Origin of the sequence: Savagea faecisuis, assembly GCF_042675605.1 — a bacterium.
Classification (GTDB): Bacteria; Bacillota; Bacilli; order Bacillales_A; family Planococcaceae; genus Savagea; species Savagea faecisuis.
Genome location: NZ_JBHTJF010000014.1, coordinates 66109 through 80983 on the forward strand (window position 1 = coordinate 66109; position 14875 = coordinate 80983).

Genomic DNA, 14875 nt, shown 5'->3' on the forward strand with positions numbered 1-14875 from the left:
AAATCGTAATGATTACTATTTAAAAGTAACACGAACAATTGAAGGGTGCAACTATTTTTTAAAAGAACGAAAAAAAACTTCGAAAGTTTATTCACTTTCGAAGTTTAGACGAGTCCTTTAAAGACGATCGCAAACATTTTACGCAAGAGACGTAACGTTTGTTCTGTAAATTGTGTGACGTCACTCGTCGCGACGCTCTGATTGTCGAACATCATTTGAAACGTGTGCAATTGGTCTTCCGTCGGCTCGGTATCGTTTAAAAATAAATGGAGCACGATGATCCCTGCGCGGCGTGCTTCTATCACTGCTTCTCTCGTATCGACAATGCCGTTTTGCCCGTATTCAAAAGCGGAAGGTTCTCCGTCGGAAAATACGAGTAAAAAGCGATGGGTCACTTGTTCACGTTTTAACGCTTCTGTCATCCAACGAATCGCAAAGCCGTCTCGGTTATCATCATGCGCTTCCATCGAGGCGATGATTCGGTCGCTATTGCGCGTTCCATCTTGAAAGCGATGAAACAGTTCAAATGTATTGTACTGCGCTTCTTTCGATGCTGTAATCGAGTCTTCCGAATATCCCGCGATCGCATGACGGACGGCGAGTTCACGCAATACAGTATGAAAGAGTAAAACCGCTCGCTTCGTTTCATCTAATTTATCATGCATGGAAGCCGATTGGTCGATGAGTAAGCCGAATGCAGCGTCGATCGGTTTTCCTGGATTCGTTTTTTTGTAAAATAGTTTCGGACGTTCTTCTGTCCATAACTGCAAAATTGCTTTTTTCGATAATCGACCGTACGTTAAACCTGTTCGCTCCGCTGTTTTTTTCTTTTCCATCCGTTCATTCATTTCTCGTTTAAAACGTTGGACGAGCGGTGTTTGAACGAGGAGCCATTCTTTTAATTTCGCTTCGTCTATCTTTTGTTGTTCAGCGAGTACTTCTTCATAGACGACGTGACGATTCGCATTGCCGAATGTATGTCCTGCTTGTTGGCTACTTGAACCGGTCGCGAGCTCCTCTCCTTCTTGCACTTGTTCTGCGGACGCATCAGACTCACCTTCTCGAATATGGTCGATCGTCGCTTCTGGAGAGCCTGCCGTCGCTTCATCGGAAAGACTGCGCCCTTTTGCACCGTGTTCTAATTCGTACTGGAGATGCAAGCCACTTTCGTCTTCTGATTCTCGATGCCACGTGCGGTACACTTCTTCAATCGTCTCTTTTTCGCCTTCTTGTCCGAGCTCACTTTCCTTCATCCCTTCATGGTAATGAAAGGGAGTGAACGCTTCTTCTTTTAAAAATTGTTCAAACGCATAATACGAATAGACGAGGTCTCGTTGTAAGACAGGTTGTAACGCATACATAATGCCGCTCGCTACGTCAATACTGTCTGATGTCGAGCGAAGGCTATATACCGATTCCATTAAACGTGCGATGCGTTCCATCGGATACTTCGTCGGAAAAGGACTTTGCGCTAATGTCCCCTCCATTCCATACAATACACATTGATGAAAAATAGCATCCGCTAAACGACCGCGTTCTAAATTGACTGTTAAACGTTTTTTATGATGTTCAACCATCGTATCTCGACGAATTTGAAATTTTTTCCGTGTTCCTTTTCGCTCTCGTTCAATTCGCTCCATGAAACGGAGTTCTTCCAGTAATAAAATAAGTTGCTCGAACAATTTGGGCGATGTGCCGTCATAGTCAGTATTTGCTTCTTGCCATTCCCGCAATCGAAATTCGCGCCAAAATCCGAGCGTCAATAAATAAATATCGGTCAGTCTACCTGCTCGAATGACTTCAGGATCGCGATGACGCCAAAAGACAGACATTGCGATTTTTTTCTCTGCTATTTGAATTTCCATCAATTGACGCTCCGTCACATCGACATCTGCCCCGCTCAATGCTTTCGCCAAATAATCGTAAGACAATAATTCATTCGCATCGACGAGTTCATCATTAAATTGAATAAATCGGCGCATCGTTACACCCACATTTCGATCAATTGTAAAACGAGATCACGTTCTAACGGATCTTCTATTTTTTCGACGATCGCATATTGGAGCGCACGTTCAATCGGCATATGAGCAGACAGTTGTAAAGCATCGAGCACACTTCGAATCGATGCGATTTCTTCTGCGAGTAAGCCTTCTTTCACTTGCTTTTGAAGCTCTGTCGCGATGTTGTACATCATGTCGAGTCGCTCATCTTCTATATCGACGCTTTCTGCCAACAACTGACGTAATGCATCGCCCGTTAAATAATCGATGCGTGCGGCGACGAAACGGTTTTTTAACGCTTCGTTCATCGGTGTTGTCCCGACATATCCTTCGTTAATCGCAGCGAGCACTTTAAAATCAGGATGCGCTTCAATCACTTCTCCTGTAAATGGGTTCGTCAATGTGCGGCGATAGTCGAGAACACTATGCAAAATGGGTAAAGTCTCCGGTTTTGCCATATTAATTTCATCGATGTATAAAATGTGTCCGTGCTTCATCGCATCGACGACAGGACCGTCAACAAATTCAATGACGCTCACTCCATCTTGTTGCACGATCGTTTTAAAGCCAAGCAACGCTTCTGCATCTAAGTCGACGGAGCAGTTAATGCTATTCATCGGCAGTTCAAAAGACTGCGCTAATGCTTCTGCTAGTTTTGTCTTCCCTGACCCTGTTGGCCCGATGAGAAGGAGCGGTTTTTTTAACTGTAAAACGGCGCGCAAGTCCTCCCATAAACTCGCTTCTTGTACGCGATATCCAAATTTCATTTCCATACGTCTTCATCCTAACTATTCATTTTAAGGTTTCCATAAATGTGTATTGTATAAGGCGCGAATGGCTTCACGTCTTTTATTCTCCGTGCGGTACATGTTCCAAATCTCTCGGTCGAGTTCAGGCACCCCTGTCTCTTCCCCTTCGTCTAAACGGCGGAAGTGTCGGAGTCTGGCCCGAATGCTCGGTGTACTGCGCGTAACGGGTGCATCGTCATGTAGGCGGAAGTGGGCAAGCATCCGTTGTAAAAAGTGAACATCTTCCGCATGCCATTGACCTTTCGTTTCACAATGAGTGTCAAAAACGAAGAGCACCTCTTCTTCCGTCCAACGTCTGTTTTTTCGTGTTGTCATCGTCGTTCATCCTTCCTTCATTCATTATAATATAACGCTAGAAGAAACGACATGTAAACGAGTTTTGACGGACAAAAAAACTTGCGCTCTTAAGAGACACAAGTTTTGTCATTTATTCGAAGTATGTTTTATAATAGCCGCCGACTTTACCGCTATTGTCGATGACAAAAATAAATTCTTCTGTTTCGTTTTTCACTTCGTACTGTTTGCCGACTGTTAATTTGTCCGCTACGGTAAACTTTGCAGCATCCGTATGCGTGCACGTTACCGTTTTAATCGTTGGGTTCGTTTCCCACGTTTTAAATACTTCCATTGTCGTTCCTCCTTATACAAAAAATCGACCCGAAGCTTCGGGTCGATCCGGTTGCGTAATCTTATGAACCTAAAAGTAAGTCTTCTGGGTTTTCGATTAATTCTTTCACCATTTTCAAGAATCCGACAGAATCTTTTCCGTCGATGACACGGTGGTCATATGAAAGTGCCACGTACATCATTGGACGTAATTCGATTTTGTCACCTACAGCGATTGGGCGCATTTTAATTGTATGCATACCGAGGATCGCTACTTGTGTACCGTTAATGATTGGTGTAGAGAAGAGTGAACCGAATACTCCACCGTTTGTAATTGTGAATGATCCACCTGTCATATCTGCAAGTGTTAATTTATTGTCGCGTGCTTTCGCTGCGAGTTCTGCAATTGTACCTTCGATTTCAGCAAAGTTTTTGCGGTCTGCGTCTTTCACGTTCGGTACAACGAGTCCACCTTCAGTTGAAACTGCAATTCCGATGTCATAGAAGTTTTTGAGCAAAATTTCGTCGCCATCGATTTCTGAGTTCACGTATGGGTATTTTTTAAGTGCTGCTACGACTGCTTTCGTGAAGAATGACATGAAGCCTAAACGCACGCCGTATTTTTGTTCGAATTCGTCTTTTTTACGTTTACGAAGATCCATCATCGCTGACATATCGATTTCGTTGAACGTTGTAAGCATTGCTGTTGATTGGCTTACTTCGAGTAAACGTTTTGCGATTGTTTGACGACGACGTGTCATGCGCTCACGTGTGATGCGTCCGTCATCTGCTTGTGCTGCTGGCGCTGCCGCCGCTGGAGCTGGTGCTGCTTTCGGTGCTTGCGCATGTGCTGCAACGTCTTGTGCACGAACGCGACCCATTGGATCTACTGGTGATACTTCTGCAAGGTCGATGCCTTTTTCACGTGCTAATTTACGTGCTGCTGGGCTAGCAATTGTACGGTCTGTTGTTGAAGTCGTTTCTTCAGCTTGTGCTGCTGGTGCAGGTGCTGCCGCTTCTTCTTTCGCTGGTGCTGCTTCAGCTTTCGGTGCTGGCGCTGCGCCACCTTCTCCAACGATTGCGATTACCGCTCCGATTTCAACTGTGTCGCCTTCTTCGAAAAGAAGTTCTTGAACGATTCCAGCTTCTTCAGAAGGGATTTCAACGTTTACTTTATCCGTTTCAATCTCAACGATGTTTTCACCTTTTTCAACGTGGTCACCTGGTTGTTTTAACCAAGATGCGATCGTTCCTTCCGTAATCGATTCCGCTAATTCAGGTACAATAATTTCTGCCACAATAAATTCCTCCTCAAGTAAGTTGTGCCTTCAGGCAATAGTACTGCTTCTATTTGGAATAGTCCCCATCTCAATGTAAAACATTAAGATGGGATTGTCTATATGCTACAAAAGTTTATTCGTCTTTTTTCAATGCGTCTGCTACGATGCGTTTTTGTTCTTTCGTATGGCTCGCACCGTCACCTTCAGATGGGCTCGCACGGTGAATACGTCCAACATATTCAATCGTACGTCCTTCTGCGATGTCGAGTAAGTAAGGCAATGCATATGAGTATGATCCCATATTGCGTGGCTCTTCTTGAACCCAGACGAGTTTTTTCGCGTTCGGGAAGCGTGCGATAATTTCTTGAATGCGCGCTTCTGGGAATGGATACAATTGCTCCACGCGAACGATGTGTAAGTGGTCGAATCCTTCGCCATCTTTCACTTGTTCCGCTAAGTCAATCGCCATCTTACCGCTTGCGAATAAGATTTTTTCGACTTTCTCAGGGTTCTGACCTGTACCTTGTTGCTCAAGCACTGTCTGGAATGAACCTTGTGTTAAATCTTCTACATCCGCTCCAACGAGTGGGTGGCGAAGTAATGATTTCGGGCTCATGATGACGAGTGGACGCTCTTGCTCTGTTCCAACGATCGCTGCTTGACGGCGCAACACGTGGAAGTAGTTTGCCGCACTTGAAATGTTTGCGACTGTCCAGTTATTCTCAGCGCTCAACTGTAAGAAACGCTCGAGACGGGCACTTGAGTGTTCTGGTCCTTGTCCTTCATACGCATGTGGTAAAAGAAGAACGAGTCCTGACTGTTGTCCCCATTTTGAATGGCTCGCTGCTACGAATTGGTCAAACATCGCTTGTGCCATGTTCGCGAAGTCACCGTATTGTGCTTCCCAAATCGTTAAGCCTTTTTTGTTTTCTAATGTGTAGCCCCACTCAAATCCTACGAGTGCGAACTCTGTAAGCGGTGAGTTATATGCTACGATTGACGCTTTTGAACCTGAAATGTGCTGAAGTGGTGTATATTGCTTACCTGTTTTCTCGTCATTTAATACGAGGTGACGGTGAGCGAATGTACCACGTTGCACGTCTTCACCTGATAAGCGGACAGGTTTTCCTTCTTGTAACATTGAACCGAATGCTAATTGCTCAGCATGTGCCCAGTCAATTTTACCTTTTTCAGGGTTTGTGAATGGTAACTCACGACGTTGTAAAATACGTCCTAATTTGCTGAACACTGTGAAGTCTTCAGGGTATGTGAGTAACTCTTCATTCATCTTCTCAAGACGCTCGCGCTCGACACCTGTTTCGATGTTCGGCTCGATGCCTTCTAAAACGTAAGCAGGTGTGTCGTTCACATGTGGTTCTGCATCTTTCGATTCTTCTTTCACACGGTCGTTCGCTGCTTGCATCATTTTGAAGATTTTTTCGTCGAGTTCTTCGACTTGCTCTGCTGTCATAACACCTTGTTCAACTAACTGTTGTCCGTATAATTCACGCACTGTTGGGTGCTTGTGAACTAAGTGGTACATCATCGGGTTCGTCACGAGTGGCTCATCCATCTCGTTATGACCGTAACGGCGGTAACCGATTAAGTCTACGATGATGTCTTTGCCGAATTTTTGACGGTATTCGAATGCGAGTGCTGCGGATTCGATCACCGCTTCTGGATCGTCTGCGTTAACGTGCATAACTGGCACTTCAAATCCTTTTGCAGGGTCTGATGAGTACATCGTCGAACGTGAATCCCAAAATTCAGTCGTGAATCCGATCATATTGTTTGCGATTACGTGGATTGAACCGCCTGTACGGTATCCTTCGATACGGCTGAAGTTAAATGTTTCCGGAACAATTCCTTGTCCTGGGAACGCCGCATCACCGTGAATCATAATTGCATATGCGTCTTTTTCATTGCGAGTCGGTGCGCCTGGTTGTGATGTATCTTCTTGAGCTGCACGCGTTTGACCCGCGATAACTGGGTTTGCTACTTCTAAGTGCGATGGGTTGTACGCTAAGAAACGGTCCATCGCTTCACCTTTGTAAAGAGCTCCCATATGGTATTTAACGTCGCCGTACCATCCGCTCGTCACTTCGAGTGAACCGTCTTCTGGTAAAAATGGCTCTGGTGGAACGCCTGCGAATTCAGCGAACATCATTTCGTAAGGCTTGTTTAAAATATGTGTTAAGACGTTCAAACGACCGCGGTGCGCCATTGCGATAAGCATTTTCTTCACTGCGTCTGATTCTGAACGACGAACGAGTTCTTCGAGGAATGTTACGAGTGTATCTAATCCTTCGATTGAGAAACGTTTCGCACCGATAAATGTACGGTGGATAAATTTCTCAAACCCTTCTACCTTAGTTAAACGCTCGAGTAATTCTTTCTTCTCTTCAGCGTTAAACGTCGGTTTGTATGCTTTTGTCTCTACTTGAGAAAGCAACCATTTGCGTTCTTCTTCATTAATCACATGACCGAATTCGTAAGCAATTTTACCCGTATAAAGCGATCTTAAATAGTTTACTGCGTCTAAGCCGTTTTCGACTGTTGCTGGCACTTCTTGTAAGAAGAGTGCTGCCGGCATCTTTTCTAAATCAGCTTCAGTTAAACCGTAATAAGATAGCTCAATACGTGTCGTATCTTGCGGGCGATCTTTCAGTGGATAAATATCCGCTGCTAAGTGTCCGTAATTGCGAATCGCATCGATAAGCGTATACGCCGCTAATACTTTTCCGAAATCTCCTTCTGGAACTTCAGCTGCTGCTTGCGCATGTGCACCTGTAGCACCCGTCATAACCGGTGCTCCGTAATAGCGGAAAAATTCTGCCATGTCCGGGCTCACTGACTCTGGATCTTCTTTAAAATTCTCATACATTTCCATTACATACCCTAAGTTCGGTCCCGAAAATACATCGTAAGGGGAACGATGGGCATTAACGTTGTTCGACATTGTAATATGACCTCCACATTTGCTTTTTCAGCATGTTGTCTATATTAATTTCTGCATATTCATAATAACATTTAACAGGCGGGACGGAAAGTGTTTCGCACTAAGTTCTTGTCACACGAATAAAGATGTGTGAACACCGCTCCACTTCACACTTCATTCACTTTCTACACGAAACAGTTATTTTGCGTTAGAAAGTATTAAATCGACGACTTGAGTAGCCGTTTTCACGCTCGATATCGTCTCCATTTTCTCTTTCATCTTTGGAGCTTCCTCTACAAAAAGTCCTATCTCTTGTACGACGTCACACTGTTCAAACTGCTCTTCTTGGATCACTTTTGCGATTTCGAGCTGCTTAAATAAATTCGCATTGAGCAATTGATCGCCACGACTTTGCTCCGCTGATAATGGCACGAGCAACATCGGAATCGATAAAGCGAGAAGTTCGAATATCGCATTGGAACCTGCTCGGCTGATTGCGTAATCGGAAGCGGCGAGTAAATCAGGTAGCTCCTGCATGACGTATTCGTATTGGCGGTACCCTTTTTGCTCATCTAATGTACGGTCAATATTCCCCTTCCCACAAAGGTGAATGATGTCGTACGTTGGCAAAAGCTCAGGTAAAGCGAGACGAATTTTTTCATTTAAAATGCGCGCACCTTGACTGCCTCCCATGACGATTAACACCGGCTTATCTCCCGCAAATTTCGTCAATGCTAATCCGCGTTCGCGTTCGCCTTCAAATAACTCTTGGCGAATGATCGGCCCGATATGCGCTGATTTATTTTCCGGGACGTGTTGCAACGTCTCTTCAAATACGGTGAAAATCTTTTTCGCGAACGGTAGCGCAATTTTATTCGCAAGGCCAGGCGTGACGTCGGATTCATGCGCGACGACCGGGATGTTGCGACGTTTCGCAGCGAGTGCGACAGGCACACTAACGAATCCGCCTTTTGAAAAGATGACGCTCGGCTTGATCTTCTTCAGCAGACGAGATGCTTGACGTACGCCATTTAATACGCGGAACGGGTCGGTGAAATTTTTCGCTGACATGTAGCGACGCAATTTTCCACTCGAAATCGCATGATAAGTGACAAATTCATATTGGCTCATAATGTCTTTTTCAATGCCTTCGTACGAGCCGATATAATGAATGTCGTATCCACGGCGGCGCAGTTCTGGCAGGAGCGCTTCGTTGACGGAAACGTGCCCTGCTGTACCGCCACCTGTTAAAACGATTGTCGGACGACTCATCGTACATTCCTCTTTTCTTTCTTTCTTTTCTACCATCTGCCATTATAACAGAAGTTTCGTGCTACAATGGAAGTAATTTTTGGGTGAAGGAGTTTTTTAAAATGAATGCAACGATTCCGATTCGTGAAAAATCGAATCGCCTCATGCGCATTATTGGGCCGATTTTAATGACCCAAATTGCGCTTTATTTAATGACTTTTTTCGATATCGTCATGACGGGACGATACGATACCGCCCATTTAGGTGGCGTATCGGTCGGTTCTTCTTTATGGATGCCGATCTATACAGGGCTCGCGGGCATTTTGTCTGGATTGACGCCGTTAATTGCTCATGAGTACGGAGCGCGCAAAAAAGAAAACATTCGACCGCTCGTCCATCAAGGACTATACATTTCAATCGCGCTCGCACTTTTCATTTTCGGACTCATTTTTTACTGTTGCCGAGCGTCATTCAAATGATCGACTTAGAACCACTCGTACGCGAAGTGGCGATGTCGTATTTAATCGGGATGAGCCTCGGATTATTCCCACTCTTTGCATATACCGTCTTCCGTTCATTTTTCGATGCGTTAGGAGCGACGCGCGTTTCGATGTTCATTATCGGGCTCACAGCGCCGATTAATATCATTTTAAACTATATGCTCATTTACGGGAAATTCGGTCTCCCTGAACTCGGTGGTGCAGGGGCAGGATATGCTTCAGGCATTACGTATTGGATCGTCTTTTTCGTAGCGGTCGCCATCGCAACATGGAATCGACAATTCGCTTCGTATCGCCTTCTGTTCAATTGGCCGCGCATTCGTTTTGCCGAGTGGGGACATATTTTGAAAATCGGGATTCCGATCGGTATTGCGATTTTTGTTGAAACGAGTATTTTCTCAGCCGTCACTTTACTGATGAGTAATGCGTATTCGACCGAAATTATTTCCGCCCATCAAATCGCTTTAAACTTCACATCGTTCTTATATATGATGCCACTTTCTATTTCATTCGGTGTGACGATCGTCGTCGGTCAATCAGTCGGTGCGAAAGCGTGGCAAGATGCGAAAGAATACAGCTTTTTAGCGGTCGGTGTTGCGCTTCTCTTTAGCTTAATATCAATCATGATTTTATTGACATTCCGTCATTCAATCGCCAGCATTTATACAGCGGATGCACAACTCATCGCGCTGAGCGCAAAGTTCTTTATTTTTTCTGCGTTCTTCCAGCTATCCGACGCTGTGCTCGCACCGATTCAAGGGGCGTTGCGTGGTTATAAAGACGTGAATGCGACATTCATTACCGCGATTATTTCATTTTGGGTCATCGGTCTCCCTGTCGGGTACATGATGGCGACATACACATCACTTGGCCCTTACGGCTATTGGGTCGGTTTAATTACCGGGTTAACGTTAGGGGCAATCGGACTCTTCATCCGTTTGCGCATCGTTCAACGGAAAGTGATTGCCTAATAGAAAAACGTCACCGCTCTACAATTTGTAGAAGGGTGACGCTTTTTTTTATGCATAAATTGACTCTGGAATGTCGAGTGCTTGGACGTGGTCTCCGATGAAGACGAGCACTGGTTTCATTTTCATCATTTCAGGAAGCCATTGAATCATGCCGTATGCGTATTGTACAGAATACGTGCGTGTTTCGTCGAGACGGACGTACCCTTTCATGCGGTAAACCGAGTCTGGTAACTGTTGTACCCATTCTTCAAAACGCTCTCGGTGAATCGGGCGCTCTACGATGAATGACTTCGATTGTAAATGATGGTGAACATGTTCTGTTTCACCATATGATGCTACTTCAACTGTTTGTTGTAACGATTCAAAAATGTCGCGCACATTCACTTTAGCATCTGTCGTTTGGACGAGTGGCACATTCGGCAAAAGTTGTGCTAAATGAATCATGACGGATGCGAGTTCGCTATCGGTTAACGTATCCATTTTATTCGCCACGATAAAGTTCGCATGTCGAATTTGTTCCATAAACAACACTTGCATTTGGGGACTCATTCGGTCGCGTTCTGCGAAACGTTGCAAGTCGACAACCGTAATAATTCCTTTAAACGTAATTTGATCCGCAAATAGCGGTGAAAATACCGCATCGAGTGCTTCGACCGGATGAGCCGCTCCTGTCGTCTCAATGAATAATACGTCGACATCTGGATGCTCGACTAAAATCGTTTGAATTTCCGCTTCCGATTGCTCAGAGCCTGTACAGCAAATACAGCCGTTCAACATTTCGCGCATCGGAATCGCGCCGTCTTTCGTCTCAATCATTTGACCGTCAATATTCATATCTCCAAACTCGTTCATAAAGACGGCTGGTTTCTTTCCTTCTTCTTTCGCTTGCTGCAATAAACGCATGAGAAGCGTCGTTTTTCCGCTTCCTAAAAAACCGCTCACTAAATAAACATCTACCACTGTCTACACTCCTTAAAAAAATAGCCAAAGTTGCATGAACTTTGGCTACTGTTTGTTATTTATTCATTAATTCGTACAATACTTCTGTCGCTTTTTTCAATTGTGGATCGTCTTCTGTCATTTGTTCACGCACTTTTTGCATGAGTAAAAATGTCGTATCCCCTTGAAGTTCGCCTGTCACTTCTAATTGTCCTTCACGTTGCAGTTGTTCTACTGCTCGTTGTAAAGAAGCATCGAATTGACTGTTCACTTCTGGAATGTCGTATCCAATCGCGATAAATAATTTTTTCGCCACTTCTACAGAAGAGGCAATCATATCGCGTTTTAACGGAACTGCTGGGTCAATAAATGGCAATGACGCATATTCTGGGTAATCGACTTTAATATCTGGTTCGATTCCTTTTTCATGAATGTGATTACCTTTTGGAGTTAACCAATTCGCTGTCGTCAATTTCAACATCGAGCCATCTTTCAATTCTTCAGGCGTCTGTACCGTCCCTTTACCGAACGATTTCAATCCGATAATTGGATAGTCTGTAGACTCTTTAATCGCCCCTGCTAAAATTTCAGATGCTGATGCGCTACCGTCGTCAATTAATAACGTGATCGGTACGTTAATTTTCGTACCGCCTGACGCTTCTGTAATTTGACGCGTGCCTGATTTATCCGTCTGTTGGAAAATTGGTTTTCCTTTTTCAACGAATAAGTCTGTAATGTATTTCGCCGTATCTAAACGACCACCCGGGTTTTGACGAACGTCGATGACGAATCCTTCCGCCCCTTGTTCTCCGAGAGACTCAATCGCTTCAAGCAATTCATCGTACGTATTTTGAGCGAAACTCGTAATGCGAATGTGACCTACTTTATCGTCTACCATTTCTGGATATACCGACTCGATCGGAATGACATCGCGTTTCACTTTCACTTCAAATGGCTCTGTATTGTCGCCACGTTGTACTTTCAAGCGTACTTCTGAACCTTTTTCGCCACGAATTAAAAGAACGGCTTCATTCGAACTCATTCCTTGAATCGACTCATCGTCAACTGCCATAATTAAGTCGTTCGGCAATAGACCTGCCTTTTCAGCGGGTGAATTTTTGATTGGTGAAACGATGCGAATGTAATTGTCCGATTCGCGAATTTCCGCTCCAATTCCTTCAAATGTACTTGAAATACTTTCCGTCAAACGTTGCGCTTCTTCTTGATTTAAGTAATCCGTATACGGGTCACCGAGCGCATCGACCATTCCGTTAATCGCTCCTTCTATCGCGGTATCCGCATCGACGTCATGCAAATATTTCTTCTGCAATTCATCGTAAACAAAATAGAGCTTTTTAAATTCGTCACGTTCTGCTGATTGCGGACTGACGACTTCGACGACTTTCTCTTCGCCTACTGTGAGTGCGAAAAAAGTGACGATCGCTGTCAATAATACGAGTCCAAACACTAACATAACGAACGGAAAAGGTTTCATGCGAATGAAACGTTGTGCAGGTTTTGAAGGTGTCACTTCCTTATTCTCTGTCATAACATGTTTTCCCTACTTTCCATCCAACTCGTCACGAAAAAGTCACGACATGCGTGACTTTTCATTATTTTTGTTTAATTGCTGTTTCGAGCGCTACGATGATCATGTCGTTAAATGTCGTTTGACGCTCTTCTGCTGTTGTCACTTCACCACGAACGATATGGTCACTCACTGTTAAAATCGCAAGTGCTTTACGACCGTGTTTCGCTGCGAGTGTGTAAAGTGCCGCTGCTTCCATTTCAACGCCGAGAACGCCGTGCTTCGCTAATTCTTCATGCGGTGCATGCTCATTGTAGAAGAAGTCTTCTGTATAAATGTTTCCGACTTGTACGTGCAAATCTTTAGCAACTGCTGCGTCGTAAGCATCTTTCAACAAACCGAAGTCTGCTGTCGGTGCGTACGATACGTTCGGGAAGAAGTTTTGAATGATCGATGAGTTCGTTGATGCCGATTGGCCAATAATGACGTCACGTACGTTCACATCTTCACGAATCGCGCCACATGTACCGACACGAATTAAATTTTGAACATTGTATTCTGTCATTAATTCGTTAATGTAAATCGAAATTGACGGCACACCCATACCTGTTCCTTGAACTGAAATACGATGACCTTTATACGTGCCTGTATATCCGAACATATTGCGCACGTCATTGTATTGGACGACGTCTTCTAAATACGTCTCTGCAATATATTTTGCACGCAATGGATCTCCTGGTAATAAAATCGTTTCTGCAATTTCGCCTTGTTTCGCATTAATATGTACACTCATTTTAAAATACCTCTCTTTCAAATTTCAACACTAATGATACTCGTTTACTCCTCATATTGCAACGGAAGTATCGGTCTGTCATGCAAATGGAGCTCTTCGTACTTTTGATACAAATCGTCAAAGACAGCTGCTGCTAAGCCTTCGATTTCAGATTCCTCGACGTAGCGGGACAACTCTTGAAAGTCTGTCGACTGTTTTGGAAAACCTGGATCGCGGAAAGCAGCTTCAGCGAATGCTCCTTCTTCTGAACGCTGCTGTTCTCCGCGATACGTCATCACATATTCATAAAACGTTCGAATCATCGCTCATTGTCCTTAAATAACGCGACGTAAGCTCCGTATCCTTCCGCTTCTAACTCGTCGACGGGAACGAAACGTAACGCTGCCGAGTTAATGCAGTAACGTAACCCACCTTCTTCTTGTGGGCCGTCTTCGAAAACGTGCCCGAGGTGAGCGTCCGCTTCCTTACTGCGAACTTCTACGCGGCGCATGCCGAAGCTCGTATCGAAATGCTCCGTCACTTCTATCTTTTCAATCGGACGAGTGAACGCCGGCCAACCGCATCCTGCATCGTATTTATCCCTTGAACTAAAGAGTGGCTTCCCGCTAATGACATCGACATAAATCCCTTCTTCAAAATGAGCATCGTACTCATTTTGGAACGGAGGTTCTGTCCCATTTTCTTGTGTCACATAATATTGCATCGGTGTCAGTTTCTTTTTCAATTCTTCTGTCATTCTTTATCCCCCCCATACACGCTCTAAAAATGGCACGCGGCCTGAGCCGTATGCGTAACGTTCATAACGAAACGGTTGTTTTTGATAATAGTCTTGGTGATAGTCTTCTGCTGGATAAAATGTCGAAGCGGGTAAAATATCTGTAACGATCGGACCTTCAAAAGGACCGTTCTCCTCTAACTCACGCTTCGAACGTTCCGCAATTTCCTTTTGCGTTTCGTCAATATAATAAATCGCCGTTTTATAAGAATCTCCAAGATCTCCAAATTGACCATTCGGATTCGTCGGATCGATTTGCTTCCAAAAGATTGAAACGAGTTGTTCATACGTAATCACTTCCGGATCGAATGTCACTTCGATCGCTTCACGATGCCCCGTCGCATTGGAACACACTTCTTCATACGTCGGGTTTTCCGTATGTCCGCCCGTATAGCCTGAAATGACTTGTTGGACGCCGTCATATTTATGAAACGGCTTCACCATACACCAAAAACAGCCACCGGCAAAAATTGCTTTTTCCATCA

At 44.5% G+C, this 14875-nt stretch carries 13 protein-coding genes and 1 pseudogene; 1 reads left to right on the forward strand and 13 read right to left on the reverse strand.

Annotated features, from left to right (window positions below):
* Nucleotides 1-104: 104 nt before the first annotated feature.
* The 7 genes from ACFQ0V_RS03480 to ACFQ0V_RS03510 all read right to left on the reverse strand — a co-directional run bounded on the left by ACFQ0V_RS03480 (nucleotide 105) and on the right by ACFQ0V_RS03510 (nucleotide 8905).
* Nucleotides 105-1982, reverse strand: coding sequence for a vWA domain-containing protein (locus ACFQ0V_RS03480; RefSeq protein ID WP_381009728.1), 1878 nt, complete (start codon nucleotides 1980-1982; stop codon nucleotides 105-107).
* A 2-nt stretch (nucleotides 1983-1984) separates the two neighbouring features.
* Nucleotides 1985-2767, reverse strand: a complete 783-nt coding sequence (locus ACFQ0V_RS03485) for an ATP-binding protein (RefSeq protein WP_381009801.1) — start codon at nucleotides 2765-2767, stop codon at nucleotides 1985-1987.
* 30 nt (nucleotides 2768-2797) lie between these two features.
* Nucleotides 2798-3124: a hypothetical protein gene (locus tag ACFQ0V_RS03490; RefSeq protein WP_381009730.1), complete on the reverse strand. Its 327-nt coding sequence runs from the start codon at nucleotides 3122-3124 to the stop codon at nucleotides 2798-2800.
* A 112-nt stretch (nucleotides 3125-3236) separates the two neighbouring features.
* Nucleotides 3237-3437 carry a DUF6501 family protein gene (locus tag ACFQ0V_RS03495; RefSeq protein ID WP_194561800.1) on the reverse strand — a complete coding sequence of 67 codons (201 nt, stop codon included), beginning with the start codon at nucleotides 3435-3437 and terminating at the stop codon, nucleotides 3237-3239.
* 61 nt (nucleotides 3438-3498) lie between these two features.
* Complete coding sequence (gene odhB / locus ACFQ0V_RS03500; protein ID WP_381009733.1) at nucleotides 3499-4713, reverse strand: 2-oxoglutarate dehydrogenase complex dihydrolipoyllysine-residue succinyltransferase; 1215 nt, start codon at nucleotides 4711-4713, stop codon at nucleotides 3499-3501.
* A gap of 115 nt (nucleotides 4714-4828) precedes the next feature.
* Nucleotides 4829-7654: a 2-oxoglutarate dehydrogenase E1 component gene (locus ACFQ0V_RS03505; protein ID WP_381009735.1), complete on the reverse strand. Its 2826-nt coding sequence runs from the start codon at nucleotides 7652-7654 to the stop codon at nucleotides 4829-4831.
* 177 nt (nucleotides 7655-7831) lie between these two features.
* Entirely contained in the window at nucleotides 7832-8905 is a 1074-nt protein-coding gene (locus ACFQ0V_RS03510; protein ID WP_381009738.1) for an undecaprenyldiphospho-muramoylpentapeptide beta-N-acetylglucosaminyltransferase, read from the reverse strand.
* 212 nt (nucleotides 8906-9117) lie between these two features.
* Here ACFQ0V_RS03510 and ACFQ0V_RS03515 point away from each other — a divergent pair.
* A pseudogene (locus ACFQ0V_RS03515) lies at nucleotides 9118-10355 on the forward strand (MATE family efflux transporter).
* Between the two features lie 48 nt (nucleotides 10356-10403).
* Here the strand turns inward: ACFQ0V_RS03515 and ACFQ0V_RS03520 are convergent.
* The 6 genes from ACFQ0V_RS03520 to msrA all read right to left on the reverse strand — a co-directional run bounded on the left by ACFQ0V_RS03520 (nucleotide 10404) and on the right by msrA (nucleotide 14873).
* Nucleotides 10404-11315 carry a CobW family GTP-binding protein gene (locus ACFQ0V_RS03520; RefSeq protein WP_381009740.1) on the reverse strand — a complete coding sequence of 304 codons (912 nt, stop codon included), beginning with the start codon at nucleotides 11313-11315 and terminating at the stop codon, nucleotides 10404-10406.
* A 55-nt stretch (nucleotides 11316-11370) separates the two neighbouring features.
* Nucleotides 11371-12843 carry a S41 family peptidase gene (locus ACFQ0V_RS03525; protein WP_381009742.1) on the reverse strand — a complete coding sequence of 491 codons (1473 nt, stop codon included), beginning with the start codon at nucleotides 12841-12843 and terminating at the stop codon, nucleotides 11371-11373.
* Nucleotides 12844-12907: 64 nt separating this feature from the next.
* Complete coding sequence (gene deoD, locus ACFQ0V_RS03530) at nucleotides 12908-13615, reverse strand: purine-nucleoside phosphorylase (RefSeq protein WP_381009744.1); 708 nt, start codon at nucleotides 13613-13615, stop codon at nucleotides 12908-12910.
* Nucleotides 13616-13659: 44 nt separating this feature from the next.
* Nucleotides 13660-13917: a YozE family protein gene (locus ACFQ0V_RS03535; protein ID WP_381009746.1), complete on the reverse strand. Its 258-nt coding sequence runs from the start codon at nucleotides 13915-13917 to the stop codon at nucleotides 13660-13662.
* Nucleotides 13914-14351, reverse strand: a complete 438-nt coding sequence (gene msrB / locus ACFQ0V_RS03540) for a peptide-methionine (R)-S-oxide reductase MsrB (protein WP_381009749.1) — start codon at nucleotides 14349-14351, stop codon at nucleotides 13914-13916. Before msrB ends, ACFQ0V_RS03535 begins: the two co-directional genes overlap by 4 nt.
* Nucleotides 14352-14354: 3 nt before the next feature.
* Nucleotides 14355-14873: a peptide-methionine (S)-S-oxide reductase MsrA gene (gene msrA, locus ACFQ0V_RS03545; protein WP_381009751.1), complete on the reverse strand. Its 519-nt coding sequence runs from the start codon at nucleotides 14871-14873 to the stop codon at nucleotides 14355-14357.
* Nucleotides 14874-14875: the final 2 nt, after the last annotated feature.